Source organism: Pseudochrobactrum sp. B5 (assembly GCF_001939785.1).
GTDB lineage: Bacteria > Pseudomonadota > Alphaproteobacteria > Rhizobiales > Rhizobiaceae > Pseudochrobactrum > Pseudochrobactrum saccharolyticum.
In genome coordinates this window covers 371765-390424 of the sequence record NZ_MOYL01000003.1, presented here as the reverse complement: position 1 = coordinate 390424, position 18660 = coordinate 371765, and the positions used below count along the sequence as shown (strand labels likewise).

Below are 18660 nucleotides of genomic sequence, written 5' to 3'. Positions count from 1 at the left end.
TGTCGCTTTATCCTAAAACCGCTCACACTTTTCGGGGCGTGCATTTATTCTTACGCACGCCTTACCCGAAAACCGCTTACACTTTTCGGGGCGTGCTTTTATTCAGCAGCATTAATCAGCTGATCCATCGCGCGCGAAGGCTCAGCACAATCGCAACTGCCGATCACTTTCGCCGGAACACCGGCGACCGTCACATTATCTGGCACGGCTTTAACCACCACGGAACCGGCAGCAATTTTTGAGCATTCACCGATCGTGATATTGCCAAGAATTTTTGCACCGGCACCGATCAGCACCCCACGGCCGATTTTCGGATGACGATCACCCCCAGCCTTACCGGTACCACCCAGTGTTACCTCATGCAGGATCGACACATCATCGCCGACCACCGCAGTTTCACCGATAACCACACCGGTCGCATGATCGAGAAAAATACCGCTGCCGAATTTCGCCGCCGGATGAATATCGGTCTGGAAAATCGATGAAGAGCGGCTCTGCAGATAATAGGCGAAATCCTTGCGTCCCTCTTTCCACAGCCAATGCGCCAGACGATGGGTCTGGATGGCATGGAAGCCCTTCATATAAAGCAGAGGATCAAGAAAACGGTTTGCCGCCGGATCACGGTCATAAACCGCCTGCAAATCAATGCGCAAAGTCTGCGACCATTCCGGCGAGGCTTTGCTCATCGTTACAAAAGTCTGGCGCAGCAGATCAGCAGCCACATCCGCATGACCGAGACGCTCGGAAATGCGATGCATAACCACATCTTCCAGACTGCCTTGATTAAGCACTGTGGAATACAGAAACGCCGCCAGCAACGGCTCTTTCACGGCTGCAGCTTCGGCCTCAGCACGCACGGAATACCAGATCGGATCCATATGATCGACGACCTTGCTCACCGGAATAGAACCATGTGCGGCCATTGCATCACTCCTGGCTTTACAGCATTCACTTATTCTTCAATCACCGGAAACCGCCAAATGCATTGAAATGGCTGGAAAATCTTACCGGAAACCAAATATTTCCGATTATTTTCGCCAGTCCTTCATGCTGCTGCTTCCGGCATTTATCTGGGCGAGTTTAAACCGCATTACAAGAGATGAAAATCCCTCTGCTGCTATTGCGGTAAAATTACCTGAGCGGATCGTCACATTTTCATAGAAAACCTGTCCGGCAGCACTCAGTCAATCGGATGCGCCTTCAGAAACTCCAGCACAGCCTGCTTGTAAACTTTATCTCCGACCGCCAGCATATGATCGCGGTCAGGAATATCAACAGCCGTTGCATGCGGCATCAGATCGGCCAGATCCTGCGCATCACCGGCAATATCATCCTTCGTGCCGACAGCAACCAGTGCAGGCTGGCTGATCATCGCCATAGCCTGTGCGGGAATAAGCTCTTTGGACGTGATAACACAGGCTGCAAGCGCAAAACGGTCGCTCTTTGTCTGATCCGCGAATTTACGGAACATCAGACCGCGCGGATGGGTGATACTGTCCACATCCTCCGACAACAGCGCATCATAAATCGGATCCCAGTCACCGGCACCGGTGACCATACCAATGCCTAAGCCCCCGAATACCAGACTATGCACCCGTAACGGGTGTTCCAGCGCCGCAAAAGCACTGATCCGCGCGCCCATGGAATAACCCATAACATGGGCTTTATCGATATTCAGATGATCCAGCAGGGCAACAGCATCAGCCGCCATTAATGACGGGTAGTAGAGTTCACGATCATGCGGCTTGTCAGAACGGCCATGGCCGCGATTATCAATCGCAATCGCGCGATAACCGGCATCGGTCAGTGTTTTAATCCAGCCCGGATTGAGCCAGTTGACCATACCGGAAGATGCGAAACCATGGATCAATAAAACCGGCTCACCTTGTCCTTCGTCACGATAAGCCAGCTTTAATCCGTCATGTTCAAAATAACGGACTTCATTCACATTCACGACCATAGTTCACTTCCGAGATTTATCTTCCGCCCTGTTTAGCGCAACAGGACTCAAATTCACTGACATTGCCCGCATATTATCCGGTGCTTGACTGTATCACCAGCCTTGATGCCAAGTTTAGCGGCAATGCCTGCATTCACTTCAATGACAAAAGCCACCGGCTCACCGGAAGCAACAATATCTTTTGAAAAAGGCACCGTATTTTCAGCAACCCGCGCGATTGATCCGTCATTACGGACAAACAACATATCCAGCGGCAGCGGCGTATTGGCCATCCACATCATGACCGGGCGCTCTTCACCGAAAACAAAGATCATCGCACGGTCAGCCGGAAAATCCTTACGATACATCAGTCCTGCACTGCGTTTCTGATCCGTATCGGCAACTTCCAGCCCGAAACTTTTCTCGCCCGATGCGGTCTGTATTTTCAAAGCCTGCGCATCCAAAGGAACGCGCATCGGCTCTTCCTGCGCTGATACCGCAAAACTGCCACCCAAAAGCGCGGCCACAAATACCAAATAAGCAAACCACTGTTTCATCGGGCAAACCATACTTCAAAACATGTTTGAGAGAAAATATACGTGCAGACCATTATAGCAAATATAAAAAAACCGGTCAGAGACCGGTTTTAATGCGGATTAGTAAAAGGCGAACCAATATCCGGATGAATTTCTGCCGCCATCAGCCCTTTATCACCATGACCGAACCGTACCAGAACCACCTGTCCCGGACGCAGTTCCATCATACCGAAGCGACGCAGCGTTTCCATATGAACAAAAATATCTTCCGTCCCCTCACCGCGGCTTAGAAAGCCAAAACCTTTGGTACGGTTGAACCATTTGACAATTGCCCGCTCCAGCCCGCTCGACGGCGTAACCACAACATGGGTGCGTGCAGGCGGCAGCGTTGAAGGATGCGCAACATCGGAAAGGTCGAGAGACAAAACGCGGAAACATTGCCAGCCGCGTTCACCGCGGCGAATTTCGCAAACAACACGCGCACCTTCCTGTGCGGTCTGAAAACCGTCACGGCGCAATGTCGTCACATGAACAAGAATATCACCGTAGCCGTCCTGATCGGGAACGACAAAACCATAGCCCTTCGCGACGTCGAACCATTTAATGGCACCGGAAATCTCGACAATATCGGTTGCATCCTCAGCGGAGTTGGTACCATCCATAAACTCATGGGACAAAGACTTGTCAGTCATGGCACGCTCCTCCTTTCATCTGCCGGGCAAATCAGGTTGATTCTCATCTTCAAGATAACACTTCCTTAACCGTATCCGGCAAGAGCAAACTTTCAATATTCCTGTTTCGATCACAGACTTTATGAGCAGGCATGCTAAAACAGCGGTGAACTATTTCAAATCTGCCCTGTTTTAAATATGACACCTGCTAAAACAGACAGGATCAAACAGGGTAAAACAGGAGGCAAACATGCGCTATTTGCACACCATGATCCGTATTCGTGACATTGATGAGTCACTGGATTTTTTTGTTGAAAAATTCGGACTGGTGGAAACACGCCGCACGGAAAGTGAACAGGGACGCTTCACTTTGATCTTCCTCAGCGCGTCGAAAGATCAGGCAAATGCAGAAAGCTCCCGCGCGCCGGAGCTGGAACTGACCTATAACTGGGATGCGGAAACCTATAGCGGCGGACGCAATTTCGGCCATCTCGCCTATGAGGTCGATAATATTTATGACTTCTGCCAAAATCTGAAAGACAAAGGCGTTGTCATTAACCGTCCGCCACGCGACGGCCGCATGGCTTTTGTAAAATCACCGGACGGTATTTCCATTGAAATTCTGCAAAAAGGCGAAAGACTGGCACCGCAGGAACCATGGGCATCTATGGAAAATACCGGCAGCTGGTAAACGAACCTCAGCAAGCTGTTAAACTGCCTCTTATTGGCGCGAGAGATCAACTTTCGCGGCATCCACGATGCGGATCTGCGTTGAAACAGAGCCATTCCAGTGATTGAGCGATAAATGGCCGGCAACATGCACCATGTGTCCGGCCTGATCGAACAGGAAACGCCCAAGATCACTGTCAGCAGCACGGAAGGCAATACCGTCCACGCGTTTGCCGTCCAGCCCTTTCAGGGCAACTTTCACATGATCGCGCCCGACAACACGCACATCAGCGATTGTATGGTTTGGCAGTGCCAGCAGCGGCTGCACATGACCAGCACCATATGGCCCTGCTTTTTCCAAAGCATTATACAGCGCAACCGTGGCACCTGTGGCAGAAACCGCACCATCAATCGCCAGACTTTGCTCAGCGCGCAGTTCATCCACCTGCTCGGCAGCCTGCTCTTCAAAAAATGCGCGCAAAGCACCGAGTTTGGATTTCTCCACCGTGATACCCGCCGCCATAGCATGACCGCCGCCTTTGACCAGCAAGCCCTGTTCAACGGCTTTGCGTACCAGTTTGCCAAGATCAAAACCGCTGATCGAACGCCCCGATCCTGTGCCCACACCATTACCATTAAAGGCAATGGCAAATGTCGGACGTTTCGCCTTATCCTTCAGACGGGAAGCCAGCAGACCAACAATACCCGGATGCCAGTCTTCATTGGCAGTGACCAGAACCGCAGGTCCCGATTTGCCGGAAAGCTCAGCAAAGGCTTCCGCTTCCGCCTGCTGCAACATTATTGCTTCCATCGCCTGACGCTCGGCATTCAGCCTGTCCAGTTCTTCGGCGATGGTATTGGCTTCAACAGGGTCATCCAATGTCAGCAAACGGCTACCCAAAGCAGCATTACCGATACGCCCGCCTGCATTAATGCGGGGACCAATGAGAAAACCGAAATGGAAATTATTGAGCGGCTCACCAATGCGAGATACCCGCGCCAGCGCCGCCAAACCTGCATTGCTCTGATTGCGGGCAGCAAGCAAACCTTTTACAACAAAAGCACGGTTCACACCGATCAGCGGCACCACATCGCAAACCGTGGCCAAGCCCACCAGATCGAGAAACCTAAGCAAATCCGGCGTACCATTTGCCGCTTTAATACCGCGCTCACGCAATTCCCGTGCCAATTGCACCAAAGTCATAAAGACAACACCGGCAGCGCAGAGATGCCCCTGCCCTGAAATATCATCCTCACGGTTCGGGTTAACAATCGCGGCGGCATCTTCCGGCAAATCGCCGCCAACCTGATGGTGATCCAGAACCACAACATCAGCACCGGCATCTTTCGCAGCGGTAATCGACACGGCACTGTTAGTGCCGCAGTCGACGGTCACAATCAGCGATGCACCTTTGGCAACCAGCTCACGCATGGCATCGGGATTTGGGCCGTAACCTTCAAAGATACGATCCGGAATGTAGATCAGATTTTTAATGTCATAGGCATTGAGAAAGCGGGATAACAGCGCTGATGAACAGGCACCATCCACGTCATAGTCACCGAAAATGGCAACATTCTCACGGCGCTGAATAGCATCGGCAATGCGTACGGCAGCCTGTTTCATATCCGTCAGAGTGAGCGGATCAGGCATGAGGGAGCGGATGCTCGGATTGAGAAATTCTTCGGCGGTTTCAAGGCCAACGCCACGACCGGCCATAACGCGGGAAACCAGATCGGGAATACCGTAATTCTGGGCGATAGCGAGGGCGGTATTGGCTTCCCGCAGACCTAAACGATCAACCCATTTCATGCCCGTTGCAGAAGAACGTATTCCGAGAAACAAACGCTCATTCATATCCACGCGGGCAACTCCTGTTTTTACAAACAACAAAGGCGATATCAGCATAATCCCGAAAAGTTGCATGACTGTCCGGACAAGATTATGCGCATAAAGAAGAAAATGTCGCTCTTTGTCATTTCAGAGCTTGATCGAAACAATAAAGGCGACATTTTTCAATGTCGCCTTATAGCAGAATTTAATTGTGGTGCCACTCTTTGGGCTATTGTCTTAGCAGGCAAACTAGCGCCGAGTTTAAAAATCATCAGGTTGCGGCGAAAATGGTGGCTGTTTTGAAACCGGAGCGGAGCGTACTGTTAGTACGTGAGCACCGGATTTCGAGACAGACGCCATTTGCAGACCAAGCTGGCGATTTTTACTTTATGCGAACTTGGAGAGGTCCTGGTGCCGCGCCTTAATCTCACGCACAGTCTGTGACTGAGCACGCATGACGATGGTGTGGGTCTGGATGTAGTCGCGGGCAAATTTAACGCCGGAGAGCATGTTACCGTCGGTTACACCGGTGGCTGCAAACAGCACGTCGCCTTTGGCCATTTCTTCCATCAGGTAAACTTTGTTCGGGTCTGTAACGCCCATTTTCAGAGCGCGGGCAATCTGATCATCGGAATTGAACTGCAGACGACCCTGCATCTGGCCGCCGATGCAGCGCAGAGCTGCAGCTGCCAGAACGCCTTCAGGCGCGCCGCCAATGCCGAGATAGATATCAATGCCGGTTTCATCCGGATTGGTGGTGTGCATTACACCGGCAACGTCACCGTCACCGATCAGACGGATTGCAGCACCGGTTGCGCGTACTTCTTCGATCAGGCGTGCATGACGCGGACGATCCATGATGCAGGCGGTGATTTCATTGACCTTAACGCCTTTGGCTTTTGCCAGCGCGTTCAGGTTTTCAGTCGCAGAAGCATCAATATCTACAACGCCGCGCGGATAGCCCGGACCAACAGCGATTTTCTGCATGTAAACGTCCGGCGCGTAAAGCAGATTGCCTTTTTCAGCAATTGCAACAACAGCCAGCGAGTTCGGCAGGTTCTTGGCGCAGATGGTGGTGCCTTCCAGCGGGTCAAGCGCAATGTCAACTTCAGGACCGTTGCGGGTACCAACCTCTTCACCGATATAAAGCATCGGCGCTTCGTCGCGTTCACCTTCACCGATAACAACAGTACCGGAGATCGGCAGACGGTTCAGCTCTTTACGCATTGCGTCAACAGCAACCTGATCCGCAGCTTTTTCATCACCGCGGCCACGCAGACGGGCAGCAGCCACAGCGGCGCGCTCGGTCACGCGAACCAGCTCGAGTGTCAGAATACGGTCGAGACCCTGCGGGGTCTGATCTGCAGAATTGGCCATTTAAACAGTCCTAAATTCGTTATCGAAAGATATGCCTGCAATCCGGAATAGTATCGCTGCGCAACGGATACAAAACTGCTGTAGCCGATTATGATGACAGGGGATTGTCAGACATGGTCGCCATCTTTTGGCAAAGTCGGGCTCTCCCTGCAAGGGATAAAGCGCGGGGAGAAAAAGTAAATCGATTATACTCGGTTGAAAAACCATCACATTTGAAAACGAGTGATACCGGCAGTGTATTTTCGTAAGAATTACACTGCCGGTATCTTTTGTTATATATCAGACTATTCAGCCCGCAAGCTGTCCGGCTTCTTCAAAGAATGCTTCCGGTGACTCCACTTCAACCAGCTTATTCTTCACAATCTGCCAGAAACGATTGCCGGTATTGCGCACGAAATTACGGTCATGCGACACCAGCAGACAGGCGGCATCACTGTTCAGCAATTCAGCTTCCAGCGCCTCCTGCCCCTCAATATCCAGATGGTTGGTCGGTTCATCGAGAATATAGAAATTCGGATGTGTCAGCCGCAGCACCAGCATAGCAAGCCGCGCTTTTTGCCCGCCGGAAAGTCGTGCAACCGCCTTCCCCTGCATATCAATATTCATACCCGCCCCTGCCAGCAGCGAACGCGCTTTCTGATCGCCGATATCAAAACGACGAATGATGGTTTCCAGCGGCGTATGCTTGTCATTGAGTTCCGACAATGCCTGATCGCTATAGCCCAGCACCAGTGACGGCGTGGCTTTAAGTGCCGGACTTTCCGGCTCAACACCCGTAATCACATTCCGTACCATGGTCAGCAACCGCGTTTTACCGGTACCATTGGCACCCAGCAGCACGATACGGTCACCCGGATTGATCCATAAACGGCCGGTTTTATAAAGAATGCGATTATCCGGTGTGACTACATCAAGATTATCAATCACCACCAGTGCACGGGCATGACTGCTCTGCCCTGCCAGCCTGATAACACCGGCAGACCGCTCCAGATGCGCAGGCTTGGCAGCATCTTCCAGCTTCTCCGCACGGTCCTTCAGCTGTTTGGTTTTTATCACCAGCAGGTCACTGCCCGAATTGATACCAATATTATTGAGTTTGGCCGCCTGTTTGCGCAATTGCTGCGCAGTTTTCATATCTTTCTGATATTGGCGCGCATCCGCAGCATCAGCCTCATCCAATGCGACACGGGCACGGCTATAAGGCAGCGCATAGATTTGCGAATTTTCAGGCCGCAAAAACAATGTACGCTTGGTCACAGCATCGAGAAAAGCACGGTCATGGCTGCACATAATCACTGCTGTTGAACGCGGCAGATCATTCAACCAGCCTTCAAGCAGATGGACTTTTTCCAAATCCAGATGGTTGGTCGGCTCATCCAGCAGCAACAGATCAGGCTCGGCAATCTGCGTTCGCGCCAGCAAAGCAAGTCGTTGCCAGCCGCCACTCAACTGTCGCATTGCACGATCACGCATATCCTGCGGCACACTCAGATCATCGAGAATAATATCAACGCGCCAGCTTTCATGCAGCTGCGCGTCCTCATCCAGCCCGCTCAGCACCACATTATATAAGGAAATATCCAGCCAGTCCTGCGGCACATATTGCGGCACCACACCGGTTTTCAAACCACGGGCACGGGTCACCAGACCATCCGTTGGCTCCAGCTCACCGCTGATGATACGCATCAGACTGGATTTACCGCGTCCGTTGGCGGCAACCACACCAAGACGTTCCCCCTCACCGACAACAAGGCTTAAATTACGAAACAGTTCAACGGACAAAGTGAGAGAAAGATTTTGAAGATTAAGGTAGGACATAAGATCAGCTCAGAATTTGCCATAGCCGCACAGAGCATCGCATAGATGCAAACTGGTAACAGGATGGCTCAAATCAGATGCAGCATACTCCAAGCAGAACTGCACCTTTCAGAAAAGGCTGATAAAGACAGATTTTACAGTCTTAATCGGCCCTGCACAAATTAATGAGACAGGGCGAAATCAGGGCCGAATGTGTGATGATGCTGATATCGCAGAGAAAACATCTTACGGCCCTCCTTTCCTAAACTGCGTTGAGCTGCTCAGAAATTTATCAAATAGATTTTTTGCTGACAAGAGCTATCCGCAACAAAAAACCGCCGGAAATTCCGGCGGTTTTTATCAATTTCTGTCTTTATTAGAGCGCCGTGTGCCAGACTTGGCACACAAAACTCGCTCTAACACTTTAAAATGAGAGCATAATTTTACCTTAAACTGATCCAAGTTTAAGGAATTATGCTCTACCCCGCACGTTCAATGCGGATCATCTGCGGCTTGTCGAAGAGATCACCATCTTCGGTAATCGCCTTCAAAGCCTGCTTAACCGCTGATTCCGTCGTTGCATGGGTTACGAGTACAACTGTCTTAATCACAGCCTCTTCGACATTGGCACCCGTGCCGCGCTGTACGATAGATTCCAGCGAAATATCATTTTCCGCCATGCGCTTGGCAATCGTTGCAAATACACCGGCGCGATCATGCACATTCAGGCGAATGAAATAACCACCGGCATGAGAACGCATTTTCGCGCGCGCTGTCGGCTTCAGATCTTTTGCAGGCGTACCGAAGACCGGTCCGTGCTGGAAACCCGGACGGCTTTTACCGATATCGGCAATATCACCAATCACAGCAGAGGCCGTGGCATTGCCACCGGCACCCGGACCTGAGAGCAGCAACTCACCAAGCAGATCAGTCTCAATCGCCACCGCATTGGTCACGCCATGCACCTGTGCAATAACAGAAGAGGTTGGCACCAATGTCGGATGCACACGCTGCTCCACACCGGTTTCTGTTTTCTGAGCCACGCCGAGCAGCTTGATTTTATAGCCAAGCTCTTCCGCTGCACGGATATCCGCAAGCGAAATATTGCTGATCCCTTCCAGATAAATATCATCCGCCGCAATCTGCGTGCCGAATGCGATACTGGTCAGCAGTGCCAGCTTATGCGCCGTGTCATTGCCTTCAATATCAAAGGTCGGATCAGCTTCCGCATAGCCCAGACGCTGTGCATCTTTCAGACATTCGGTGAAGGAAATCCCCTCCTCACCCATACGGGTCAGGATATAGTTACAGGTGCCGTTCATAATACCGTAAACGCGCGACACAGTATTCCCCGTCAGCGATTCACGCATCGCCTTAATCACCGGAATGCCGCCTGCAACCGCTGCTTCAAAATTCAGCAACACGCCTTTAGCTTCCGCGATTTTAGCCAGTTCCACACCATGATAGGCCAGCAAGGCTTTATTGGCAGTCACCACATGGCGACCGGAATTGAGTGCAGCCTCAACCGCAGCGCGTGCAGTACCTTCCGAGCCGCCAACCAGCTCAACAAAAACATCAATATTATCTGATTTTGCCAGTGCAACCGGATCATCGAACCATTCAATATTGCTGAGATCAACACCACGGTCACGCGTACGGTCACGTGCGCTGACCGCAGTCACTACAATTTCGCGTCCGCATTGCCTTGTCATCATTTCGGCTTTATCGCGCAGAATGCGCAAAACCGATGCTCCTACGGTGCCAAGTCCGGCGACACCGATCCGCAATGCATTACTCATTATTGTGCCTCAGCAATATATACTTAATTCAACGGGCGGGAACTGTATGCTCCCGCCTCACTTTATTCGCTTGGCTCAGGACATTCCCTGAAGCCGCCTTTTTATCAGGCAGCTCCGTCAGCATTTCCCAGAAAGCGTTTGATATTACGCGCGGCCTGACGAATACGATGTTCGTTCTCCACCAAAGCAATGCGCACAAATTCATCCCCATGTTCACCGAAACCGAGGCCGGGCGCAACAGCTACATCAGCTTTTTCGATCAATAGTTTGGAAAAATCGAGCGAGCCCATGGCACGGTAGCGTTCAGGGATCGGAACCCACGCAAACATTGTCGCCTCAGGAGACGGAATTTCCCAACCTGCACGGCCAAAACTCTCAACCAGAACATCGCGGCGTGTCTTATAAACATTACGCACATATTCAATATCGCTGCCGTCGCCGTTCAGTGCAGCCGTTGCAGCCACCTGAACCGGCGTGAAAGCACCGTAATCGAGATAGGATTTGACCCGTGTGAGCGCCGCAATCAGCCTTTCATTGCCAACCGCAAACCCCATACGCCAACCGGCCATCGAGAATGTCTTGGACATGGAGGTAAATTCAACCGCCACATCCATTGCGCCCTCAACCTGCAACACCGATGGCGGCGGGTTGTTTTCATCGAAATAGATTTCCGAATAGGCCAGATCTGACAGGATGATAATATTATGCTTACGGGCGAAGGCCACCACTTCCTTATAGAAGTCGAGTGTCGCCACTTGCGCAGTCGGGTTGGACGGAAAACTCAGAATCAGCGCAATCGGGCTCGGGATCGAGTGCTTAACACCGCGCTCCAGCGAGACGAGGAAACTGTCATCCGGTTTTGCACTGATGGAACGGATGACACCGCCGGACATGACAAAGCCGAAAGTATGAATCGGATAGGTCGGATCCGGACACAGAATAACATCACCCGGCGCAGTAATTGCCTGCGCCATATTGGCAAAGCCTTCTTTGGAACCAAGCGTGGCAACAACCTGTGTATCCGGATTGAGCTTCACACCAAAACGACGCGCATAATAATTGGCCTGCGCCTTACGTAAGCCCGGAATCCCTTTGGATGAGGAATAGCGATGGGTGCGCGGGTCCTGCACAGCCTCACAGAGCTTATCAATAATGCCCTGCGGTGTCGGCAGATCGGGATTGCCCATGCCAAGATCGATAATGTCGGCACCCGCCGCTCGCGCACTCGCCTTCAGGCGGTTAACCTGTTCGAAGACATAAGGTGGCAGGCGACGGATTTTATGGAATTGTTCCGACATATCTCTCTTCCGTTTAATTAAAATGCGATGCAGCATAATCTTGTAAAACTGCACGGCTGTTAAAAGTCCGGATCAGTACGACCCGAATCCAGAGTGCCAAAACAGCACTCCGATCTGTAAATTCTAAAATGCGAATAAATTTATGGCGTATCAAAACGCCTGTCGTCAGATCAGCCTGTTACTCTGTGGCTTCGATTGCCTTTAATGTGGCATCGGTTTCCGCCTGCAACTGGCGTTTGCGGGCTTCGATTTCCGCTCGGCTCGATCCTGTTGCGGGTGCGCTTCCCTGACGCGCCTTGGCGCTGCTGAGGCTACCGGTAATCCGGTCTTTTTCCTCAAAGGTCAGCTGCTTGGTTTCACCGCGCGGCATAATCCCGAAATTCGGATAAGCTCCGGTACGCAGCGCACCCTCCTGCGGCACACCGGCAGAAGGCCCGCTTGTGCAACCCGCGAGCGCCACAGCAGCCACGGCAAACATTGCATTACGCAGCGTTGCGAAGTGATGTGTCTGTTGTGCGCTCATAGAGGAAATTCCCTGCATATCGAATTCTGGTCGTAACTCTGGCCGAATAACCGGACAATAAACGTATAGACGCATTTCGCAACAGGAAGCTTTCATTTCCGCCGTGAAAAACACTCTTATTTACGCCATTCTGCCAAGTCTGCCCGCGAACACGAAATGTAACAATTGTTATTGTTTTGAAAAGAATTGTTACAGGGCATAACTTGCGCCCCAATTAATAAAGAATTAACAATTTTTGCGACGAAAACAGTCATTCCGCATATATTAATAATAGCCAGAATTTTGCACAAACGGAGCCTCTTTACAGCCCTTTGTGCCAGCAGTTGCACAGGAAACCTTTGATTTGAGTTCAGTTTCCGCAGATGCACTCAGACAAGTCGCAGCATAATGAAGGGTCTGCTTTGTTCGATACGATAAAACGTATACGAGAAAAAAACGCTCAGCTTTTCTGCGGCTCAGCTATCATTCTCGCTTTAAGCATCAGTGGCTGTACCACATCTTCCGGCACATCCCTGCTGGAAAGCGTCGCCAATGATACGACTCTGGCCGAAAATAAATCCGGCGATTCCGCTTCTGAAACTCCGGCGGCAAATACAGCAACCGCTGCGGCAAAAACTGCTCCGGCCTCTGCTATAGCGGCAGAAGCCGCAAAACAGACAGCAGAAGCACAAACGGAAAAACCGGTACAGGTCGCCTTGGCTGATACAGCCGCCGCCGCAACCAATCAGATTGTACAAACACCGGAAGCAGCAGCCCCTGCCGAACAACCGAGCACTCTGGCTGCACTTTTCGGCACACGAAACAAGCCTACTGCTGCTTTAGCAGCGATTCCGCAGGCAGAAGCAGCAACACCGGCGACAAACCAGACAAAGCCGCAGAATAATGCTGCTCAGGCCGAAACTGCCAAGCCGGATGCAAGCGCAAATACCGCACAAACTCCTGCAATTGACAGAACAAGCCAGAGCGCAGGCGCGGCAGCCCGTCTTTTCTCACCGGGCAAAAACAGTGTGCGCGGCACCGGCAAGCAGGAAGCTACGGTCACAGCTTCTGCCACTCCTAAAAGAGCAAGCGACTATAATTATACGCTGCCGGGTGTGCGTGCGAATGGCGGCGTAGAGATTCGCCACAGTAATAAAGTGTTCGACGAAAGCGATATTGATCTTGATGAAGACGATTTCAGCGCGCCGGTAACACTCGCCTCCGCAGGCGGCATGGCGCGTCTTGCGCCGAACGGCCTGCGCACCCAGCATGATAAAGTACAGGTTTCCTGCCTGAAACCGCAGCTGGTCTCAATGATTAAACGCCTTGAAAGCCACTACCGCAAACCGGTTGTCATCACCTCCGGCTACCGCAGTCCGGCGCACAACCGTTCGGTCAGAGGTGCGAAACGCTCATTGCATATGTCGTGCTCAGCAGCTGATCTGCAGATTCCAGGCGTTTCCAAATGGGAAATCGCCCGTCAGGTACGCACATGGCCAAGTCGCGGCGGTGTCGGCACCTATTGCCATACAGAATCGGTACATATCGATGTCGGGCCGGAGCGCGACTGGAACTGGCGCTGCCGTCGCGGCTAAAAAATACCGTCAGACAAATCATTTTACAGGCCGGATCAGCTATCTGATTCCGGCCTGTCTTCATTTTCTGAACCGCTCTGGTGATTTGTGCAGCAGATTTGCATTTATTTGCAGGGCAAAATGGCACCCGAACACGCCTCAGCTCCCGTCATTCAGCGCTAAACACTTAATTCCACACGACAAAAGCAGCGCTTCCGTGGCTTTATTCACAGGCAGAGCACTGCCAAATGAAAAAAATCTGCATTTTTTGCAAATTTCTTATTTTACCCACTTGCACGATAAATATCATGCCGCTATAAGCCGGTTCACCAGCAGGCGCCCATCGTCTAGCGGTTAGGACAGCGCCCTTTCACGGCGCAGACAGGGGTTCGATTCCCCTTGGGCGTACCATCTTCTCTAGGCTGATGAAGATGAATGATCTCAGGATCAGATATAAAATCTCCCCTTCTGAACTAAATCAAAACACTCGAAACCGAACTTCGTAACGCGCTTTAATCCGCCGCGATTCTGATTCCGGCTGTTTCGTTGCTTTTTCATAAGCATCAGATTTTTTTCACATATTTTGTATTTTTTTGCATTTTCCCTATTGCGCATTCAATACGGCTTAGCTATACAGCGCTCACCGGCAGGCGCCCATCGTCTAGCGGTTAGGACAGCGCCCTTTCACGGCGCAGACAGGGGTTCGATTCCCCTTGGGCGTACCACTTTCTCTCTTGAGAAATTCAGTTTTCCGGAAACAAATCTCCAAGAATAAAAATTCAGTTTTGCATTCAGATCAGCTTTGATCTAACCAGAAACATGCTTTTTCCTTCTCCCCTTATTCGCGGCACATTATTGCAGCGCTATAAACGTTTTCTGGCGGATATCCGGCTTGATAGCGGTGAACTGATTACCGCATCTGTGCCGAATACCGGTTCTATGCGCGGCCTGACCACGCCGGGTTCAGAAGCATGGCTCAGTATATCCGACAGCCCGACTCGCAAATATGCCCATACGCTGCAAATTGTGCAGGCCGACGACACTCTGGTCGGAATCAATACCGGCCTGCCGAATAAAATTGCTGAGGAAGCGATCCTGTCCGGCATGATTCCGCAATTATCCGGCTTCACCACGCTCAAGCGCGAACAAAAATACGGGCAGAACTCCCGCATTGATTTATTGCTTCTTGGAGAAACGCATCAGCAGACCTATGTAGAGGTCAAGAATGTGCATTTTAAGCGCACAGGACAACTGGCAGAGTTTCCCGATAGCGTAACCGCACGTGGTGCCAAACATCTCGTTGAGCTCAGCGAGATGGTCAAAGCCGGTCACCGCGGTGTTATGGTCTTCGTTATTCAGCGTCAGGATTGCGATTCTCTGTCCATATGCGGCGATCTTGATCCTGCTTATGCCGCAGCATTTGCGAATGCGCGGCAGCATGGGGTTGAGGCTTACGCAATTCGGTGCCACATAAGTCCTGAATCAATTATCGCGGATCAGACGGTTCCCGTTCTGAACCTGTAAATCTTTTGCTTTGCCTTAGTCGCAAGGCAGTCAATTCCGGTACAGCCTGAGCGCTGTCCTAACATATATACGGATCACCCGATGGTAACCTATGTCAATGCCGACAGCGCCCCGCTTAAATATACAGGCCAGATCAAGCTTTACGGACCTGAAGGTTTTGCAGCCATGCGCAAGGTCTGCGCAATCACATCCGAATGTCTTGATGCGCTGAATGATATTGTCAAACCGGGCATCACTACCAATGAGATCGACCGTTTTGTCTTTGAATTCGGTGCCGATCGCGGAGTGGTGCCTGCCACGCTGAATTATCGCGGCTATACCAAAAGCTCCTGTACTTCGATCAACCACGTTGTTTGTCACGGTATCCCTGATGACAAACCGCTGCGTGAAGGCGATATTCTCAATATCGACATCACCTTCCTGCAGGATGGCTGGTATGGCGATTCAAGCCGCATGTATGCGGTTGGCCAGATTAAGCGCGCTGCCGAGCGCCTGATGGAAGTCACCTATGAAAGCCTGCTGCGCGGTATTGCAGCGGTGAAGCCCGGCGCAAAAACCGGTGCAATCGGTGCCGCCATTCAGTCTTATGTGGAAGCGGAACGCTGCTCTGCCGTGCGCGACTTTTGCGGTCATGGTGTGGGACAGTTATTCCATGATGCCCCGAATATTCTGCACTATGGCAAAGCGACTGATGGCGTGGAAATCCGCGAGGGCATGATCTTCACCATCGAGCCGATGATTAATCTCGGCAAGCCTGATGTGAAAGTGCTGAAAGACGGCTGGACAGCCGTCACCCGCGACCGTTCGCTGACAGCACAATATGAGCATACAATTGGTGTGACCAAAGACGGCTGTGAGATTTTCACACTGTCGCCGAAGGATATTTTCTTCACCACCGGCAACAAATAACAAAATGGCCGCGTCCTTTAATCGAAGACGCGGCCATTTTTTTGGATTAAGCAGGCACCAATATATCGATTGCACTCCCCAACTGCATCTCATATTCGCCTTGTTCAGCAGTGCGCCCGACAACGTTGAGCACGGTTGACGCCGCATCACGGGCTGCTTCTGTTAAAGTGCTGCCATGCGCCAGATTGGCCGTCAGCGTGCCGGTGAACAGGTCGCCGGTTCCCACCGGTACAATCGGCACACGCGGCGAAGTCAGTCTTGTCACCTCCCCGCTTTCAAACACCACATTCTCCAGCGAGCCATAAGGCGTATCGGGAAACATACAGCCCGTCGCAATCAACCGCGCATTGTTGAACGCCTGTATCTGCCGCACCTTTTCCTGCAGAATATCAAAGGATGAAGCATCGCTTCCGGCAATCAGTCCGACTTCAAACTGATTGGGTGTCAGGAGATCTGCCAGCGGCACCAGCTCATTGATAATACAATCCACCACCGGATCGGCCACAAATACACCCAGCCCCGTATCACCCATCACCGGATCACAAATATAGATGATTTCCGGATTGATCTTACGCGCCCGTTTGACAAAATCCTCAACAACCTCGCCATTGGCACGCGACCCCAGATAGCCGGAGACAATATAGCGGCTGGTACTGATTAAGCCGCGCTCTTCCACGCCGCGCAGCAGGTCACTCACCAGTTCCGGTTCCAGCACGCGCCCGCGCATAGTTTCATAGCCCGGATGGTTGGAGAGCAATGTCGTCGGCACTGCCGCAACATTCAGCCCGCGCGCCTGCATTGGCAGTACCGCAGCACTATTGCCGACATGGCCGTAGACAACCTGACTTTGAATGGAAATCACTGATGTCTGCATTGATAATGGCTGCGACATTACTTTACTCCTTCTTTGGCAGCGACCAGCGCTTCACGATCCCGCTTCGGTAACTGTCCGTTCAGCAACATATAAGCAACCAGACCAATCACTAGCCCCCAAAATGCCCCGCCAATACCGAGCAGATTAATATTGGCAGCGGAGGCCAGAAAAGTGATTAAAGCCGCTTCACGGGTTTTCGGATCAGCCAGCGCACCTGCCAGACTGCCGCCAATGGTGCCGAGCAGAGCAAGACCAGCGAGCGTGGTGATAAATGTTGATGGAAAAGCCATGAAGACCGCAGCAAGCGTGACACCGAACACACCGACAAGCACATAGAAAACGCCCGCAGCAATACCGGCAACCCAGCGTTTGCGCGGGTCTTCATGCGCTTCACGCCCTGTGGCAATCGCAGCGGTAATCGCAGCAATATTAAAAGCGTGCGAGCCGAATGGTGCCATAATCAGCGAGCCGAGACCGGTGACTGTGACAATCGGATTGGCACTGGTTTTAAAACCGTCATTCCGCAGCACCAGCATGCCCGGCATATATTGGCCGGTCAGCGTAATGAGGAATAGCGGCAGGGCAACGCTCAGCAATGCATTCAGCGAGAAGACCGGCATTGTAAACACCGGAGCTGCCAGAGTGAGGCTCAAATTGGAGAAATCCACCCGCCCCTGCACCAGCAGAAAACCGATGCCCAGCACCAAAATCCCGACCACCGCATAGCGTGCAGTAAAGCGCTTGAGCAAAACATAGGCCACGATCAGCCCGCCAACGAGCAGCGGATCAATGGTTGCACCGCCAAATGCACCAATACCGAATTGCAGCAGAATACCGGCCAGCAGGCCGGAAGCGATACTTGCCGGAATAAGCCGGATTACTTTCTCGAATGTGCCGGAAAGCCCGAGCACGACAAAAGCAAGCGCCGAGATAATATAAGCACCAACCGCCTCTGCATAAGGCGTTGTGGCCAGCGCAGTAACCAGAAAGGCCGCTGCGGGCGTTGACCATGCGGTGATAATAGGCTCACGAAAATGCCAGCTCAGTATCAGCCCCGTTACACCGACACCAATAGACACAGACCAGACCCATGACGCAGTCAGTTCAGGGCTGAGACCGGCAATCTTTGCCGCCTGAAATACGAGAATAAAAGTTCCTCCGTAATTGACGATCACCGAAATCAATCCGGCAACAATCGGATGGGTCAGATCGCTGAAGCGCAAAGGAGATGGTGGCGGAATAGTGTGCGACATAAGACAGGCTCTCTAATATGGCTGTGGCGCAGCCGGTTCTGCATAAAGCCGACGGTCACAGGATGGTCATGATGCGCTTGACTTTTAACCTGTGAATGGTCTGTTAT

The 18660-nt window shown here is 51.8% G+C and carries 18 protein-coding genes and 2 tRNA genes; 8 read left to right on the top strand and 12 right to left on the bottom strand.

Going from position 1 to position 18660, the window contains the following annotated elements:
* Positions 1-98 precede the first annotated feature (98 nt).
* Entirely contained in the window at positions 99-923 is an 825-nt protein-coding gene (gene cysE, locus BKD14_RS12215) for a serine O-acetyltransferase (protein WP_075656312.1), read from the bottom strand.
* Between the two features lie 67 nt (positions 924-990).
* Here cysE and BKD14_RS19330 point away from each other — a divergent pair, with 67 nt between their 5' ends.
* Positions 991-1161 carry a hypothetical protein gene (locus BKD14_RS19330; RefSeq protein WP_175576099.1) on the top strand — a complete coding sequence of 57 codons (171 nt, stop codon included), beginning with the start codon at positions 991-993 and terminating at the stop codon, positions 1159-1161.
* 19 nt (positions 1162-1180) lie between these two features.
* Here the strand turns inward: BKD14_RS19330 and BKD14_RS12210 are convergent, their stop codons facing one another.
* The 3 genes from BKD14_RS12210 to BKD14_RS12200 form a co-directional block, all read right to left on the bottom strand.
* Positions 1181-1954 carry an alpha/beta hydrolase gene (locus BKD14_RS12210; RefSeq protein WP_083647101.1) on the bottom strand — a complete coding sequence of 258 codons (774 nt, stop codon included), beginning with the start codon at positions 1952-1954 and terminating at the stop codon, positions 1181-1183.
* A gap of 59 nt (positions 1955-2013) precedes the next feature.
* A complete protein-coding gene (locus tag BKD14_RS12205) occupies positions 2014-2415 on the bottom strand; it encodes a DUF192 domain-containing protein (RefSeq protein WP_225688477.1) in 402 nt (133 codons plus the stop codon).
* A gap of 170 nt (positions 2416-2585) precedes the next feature.
* A complete protein-coding gene (locus BKD14_RS12200) occupies positions 2586-3167 on the bottom strand; it encodes a cold-shock protein (protein ID WP_075656306.1) in 582 nt (193 codons plus the stop codon).
* Positions 3168-3396: 229 nt separating this feature from the next.
* Between BKD14_RS12200 and BKD14_RS12195 the strand changes: the two genes are divergently transcribed.
* Positions 3397-3837 carry a VOC family protein gene (locus BKD14_RS12195; RefSeq protein ID WP_075656304.1) on the top strand — a complete coding sequence of 147 codons (441 nt, stop codon included), beginning with the start codon at positions 3397-3399 and terminating at the stop codon, positions 3835-3837.
* A gap of 30 nt (positions 3838-3867) precedes the next feature.
* Here BKD14_RS12195 and recJ read toward each other — a convergent pair whose 3' ends face one another.
* From recJ to BKD14_RS12175, 3 genes are all read right to left on the bottom strand, one after another.
* The gene (recJ, locus tag BKD14_RS12190; RefSeq protein ID WP_075656437.1) at positions 3868-5670 is read right to left on the bottom strand and encodes a single-stranded-DNA-specific exonuclease RecJ; all 1803 of its coding nucleotides are present in this window, start codon (positions 5668-5670) and stop codon (positions 3868-3870) included.
* A 363-nt stretch (positions 5671-6033) separates the two neighbouring features.
* On the bottom strand, positions 6034-7023 hold the full coding sequence (glpX, locus tag BKD14_RS12180) for a class II fructose-bisphosphatase (protein WP_022710910.1): 990 nt from the start codon (positions 7021-7023) through the stop codon (positions 6034-6036).
* 288 nt (positions 7024-7311) lie between these two features.
* Positions 7312-8841: an ABC-F family ATP-binding cassette domain-containing protein gene (locus BKD14_RS12175; RefSeq protein WP_075656300.1), complete on the bottom strand. Its 1530-nt coding sequence runs from the start codon at positions 8839-8841 to the stop codon at positions 7312-7314.
* A 190-nt stretch (positions 8842-9031) separates the two neighbouring features.
* Between BKD14_RS12175 and BKD14_RS19140 the strand changes: the two genes are divergently transcribed.
* A complete protein-coding gene (locus BKD14_RS19140) occupies positions 9032-9253 on the top strand; it encodes a hypothetical protein (RefSeq protein WP_139316409.1) in 222 nt (73 codons plus the stop codon).
* A gap of 46 nt (positions 9254-9299) precedes the next feature.
* Here BKD14_RS19140 and BKD14_RS12170 read toward each other — a convergent pair whose 3' ends face one another.
* The 3 genes from BKD14_RS12170 to BKD14_RS12160 form a co-directional block, all read right to left on the bottom strand.
* On the bottom strand, positions 9300-10619 hold the full coding sequence (locus tag BKD14_RS12170) for a homoserine dehydrogenase (RefSeq protein ID WP_075656298.1): 1320 nt from the start codon (positions 10617-10619) through the stop codon (positions 9300-9302).
* 104 nt (positions 10620-10723) lie between these two features.
* Positions 10724-11917, bottom strand: coding sequence for an LL-diaminopimelate aminotransferase (locus tag BKD14_RS12165; protein WP_022710907.1), 1194 nt, complete (start codon positions 11915-11917; stop codon positions 10724-10726).
* Positions 11918-12095: 178 nt separating this feature from the next.
* The gene (locus BKD14_RS12160) at positions 12096-12440 is read right to left on the bottom strand and encodes a hypothetical protein (protein ID WP_022710906.1); all 345 of its coding nucleotides are present in this window, start codon (positions 12438-12440) and stop codon (positions 12096-12098) included.
* Between the two features lie 401 nt (positions 12441-12841).
* Between BKD14_RS12160 and BKD14_RS12155 the strand changes: the two genes are divergently transcribed.
* The 5 genes from BKD14_RS12155 (at position 12842) to map (ending at position 16426) form a co-directional block, all read left to right on the top strand.
* Positions 12842-14014, top strand: coding sequence for a YcbK family protein (locus tag BKD14_RS12155; RefSeq protein WP_245293629.1), 1173 nt, complete (start codon positions 12842-12844; stop codon positions 14012-14014).
* Between the two features lie 315 nt (positions 14015-14329).
* Positions 14330-14404, top strand: a tRNA-Glu gene (locus tag BKD14_RS12150).
* 239 nt (positions 14405-14643) lie between these two features.
* Positions 14644-14718 (top strand) — tRNA-Glu (locus BKD14_RS12145).
* A 94-nt stretch (positions 14719-14812) separates the two neighbouring features.
* On the top strand, positions 14813-15517 hold the full coding sequence (sfsA, locus tag BKD14_RS12140) for a DNA/RNA nuclease SfsA (protein WP_022710903.1): 705 nt from the start codon (positions 14813-14815) through the stop codon (positions 15515-15517).
* An 81-nt stretch (positions 15518-15598) separates the two neighbouring features.
* Positions 15599-16426 (top strand): type I methionyl aminopeptidase, encoded by an 828-nt coding sequence (gene map, locus BKD14_RS12135; RefSeq protein ID WP_075656296.1) that lies wholly within the window; start codon positions 15599-15601, stop codon positions 16424-16426.
* 46 nt (positions 16427-16472) lie between these two features.
* Here map and pdxY read toward each other — a convergent pair whose 3' ends face one another.
* Both pdxY and BKD14_RS12125 read right to left on the bottom strand, forming a co-directional pair.
* Positions 16473-17318, bottom strand: a complete 846-nt coding sequence (pdxY, locus tag BKD14_RS12130; RefSeq protein WP_075656293.1) for a pyridoxal kinase — start codon at positions 17316-17318, stop codon at positions 16473-16475.
* Positions 17318-18553: a benzoate/H(+) symporter BenE family transporter gene (locus tag BKD14_RS12125; RefSeq protein WP_075656291.1), complete on the bottom strand. Its 1236-nt coding sequence runs from the start codon at positions 18551-18553 to the stop codon at positions 17318-17320. The genes pdxY and BKD14_RS12125 overlap by 1 nt, the downstream gene beginning before the upstream one ends.
* Positions 18554-18660 lie beyond the last annotated feature (107 nt).

Bases quoted from the DNA above. Each gene is read 5' to 3' on its own strand.
- cysE (WP_075656312.1), bottom strand. From the start codon at position 923: ATGGCCGCACATGGTTCTATTCCGGTGAGCAAGGTCGTCGATCATATG.
- BKD14_RS19330 (WP_175576099.1), top strand. From the start codon at position 991: ATGGCTGGAAAATCTTACCGGAAACCAAATATTTCCGATTATTTTCGC.
- BKD14_RS12205 (WP_225688477.1), bottom strand. From the start codon at position 2,415: ATGCGCGTTCCTTTGGATGCGCAGGCTTTGAAAATACAGACCGCATCG.
- BKD14_RS12200 (WP_075656306.1), bottom strand. From the start codon at position 3,167: ATGACTGACAAGTCTTTGTCCCATGAGTTTATGGATGGTACCAACTCC.
- BKD14_RS12195 (WP_075656304.1), top strand. From the start codon at position 3,397: ATGCGCTATTTGCACACCATGATCCGTATTCGTGACATTGATGAGTCA.
- recJ (WP_075656437.1), bottom strand. From the start codon at position 5,670: ATGAATGAGCGTTTGTTTCTCGGAATACGTTCTTCTGCAACGGGCATG.
- glpX (WP_022710910.1), bottom strand. From the start codon at position 7,023: ATGGCCAATTCTGCAGATCAGACCCCGCAGGGTCTCGACCGTATTCTG.
- BKD14_RS12175 (WP_075656300.1), bottom strand. From the start codon at position 8,841: ATGTCCTACCTTAATCTTCAAAATCTTTCTCTCACTTTGTCCGTTGAA.
- BKD14_RS19140 (WP_139316409.1), top strand. From the start codon at position 9,032: ATGTGTGATGATGCTGATATCGCAGAGAAAACATCTTACGGCCCTCCT.
- BKD14_RS12170 (WP_075656298.1), bottom strand. From the start codon at position 10,619: ATGAGTAATGCATTGCGGATCGGTGTCGCCGGACTTGGCACCGTAGGA.
- BKD14_RS12165 (WP_022710907.1), bottom strand. From the start codon at position 11,917: ATGTCGGAACAATTCCATAAAATCCGTCGCCTGCCACCTTATGTCTTC.
- BKD14_RS12160 (WP_022710906.1), bottom strand. From the start codon at position 12,440: ATGAGCGCACAACAGACACATCACTTCGCAACGCTGCGTAATGCAATG.
- sfsA (WP_022710903.1), top strand. From the start codon at position 14,813: ATGCTTTTTCCTTCTCCCCTTATTCGCGGCACATTATTGCAGCGCTAT.
- map (WP_075656296.1), top strand. From the start codon at position 15,599: ATGGTAACCTATGTCAATGCCGACAGCGCCCCGCTTAAATATACAGGC.
- pdxY (WP_075656293.1), bottom strand. From the start codon at position 17,318: ATGTCGCAGCCATTATCAATGCAGACATCAGTGATTTCCATTCAAAGT.
- BKD14_RS12125 (WP_075656291.1), bottom strand. From the start codon at position 18,553: ATGTCGCACACTATTCCGCCACCATCTCCTTTGCGCTTCAGCGATCTG.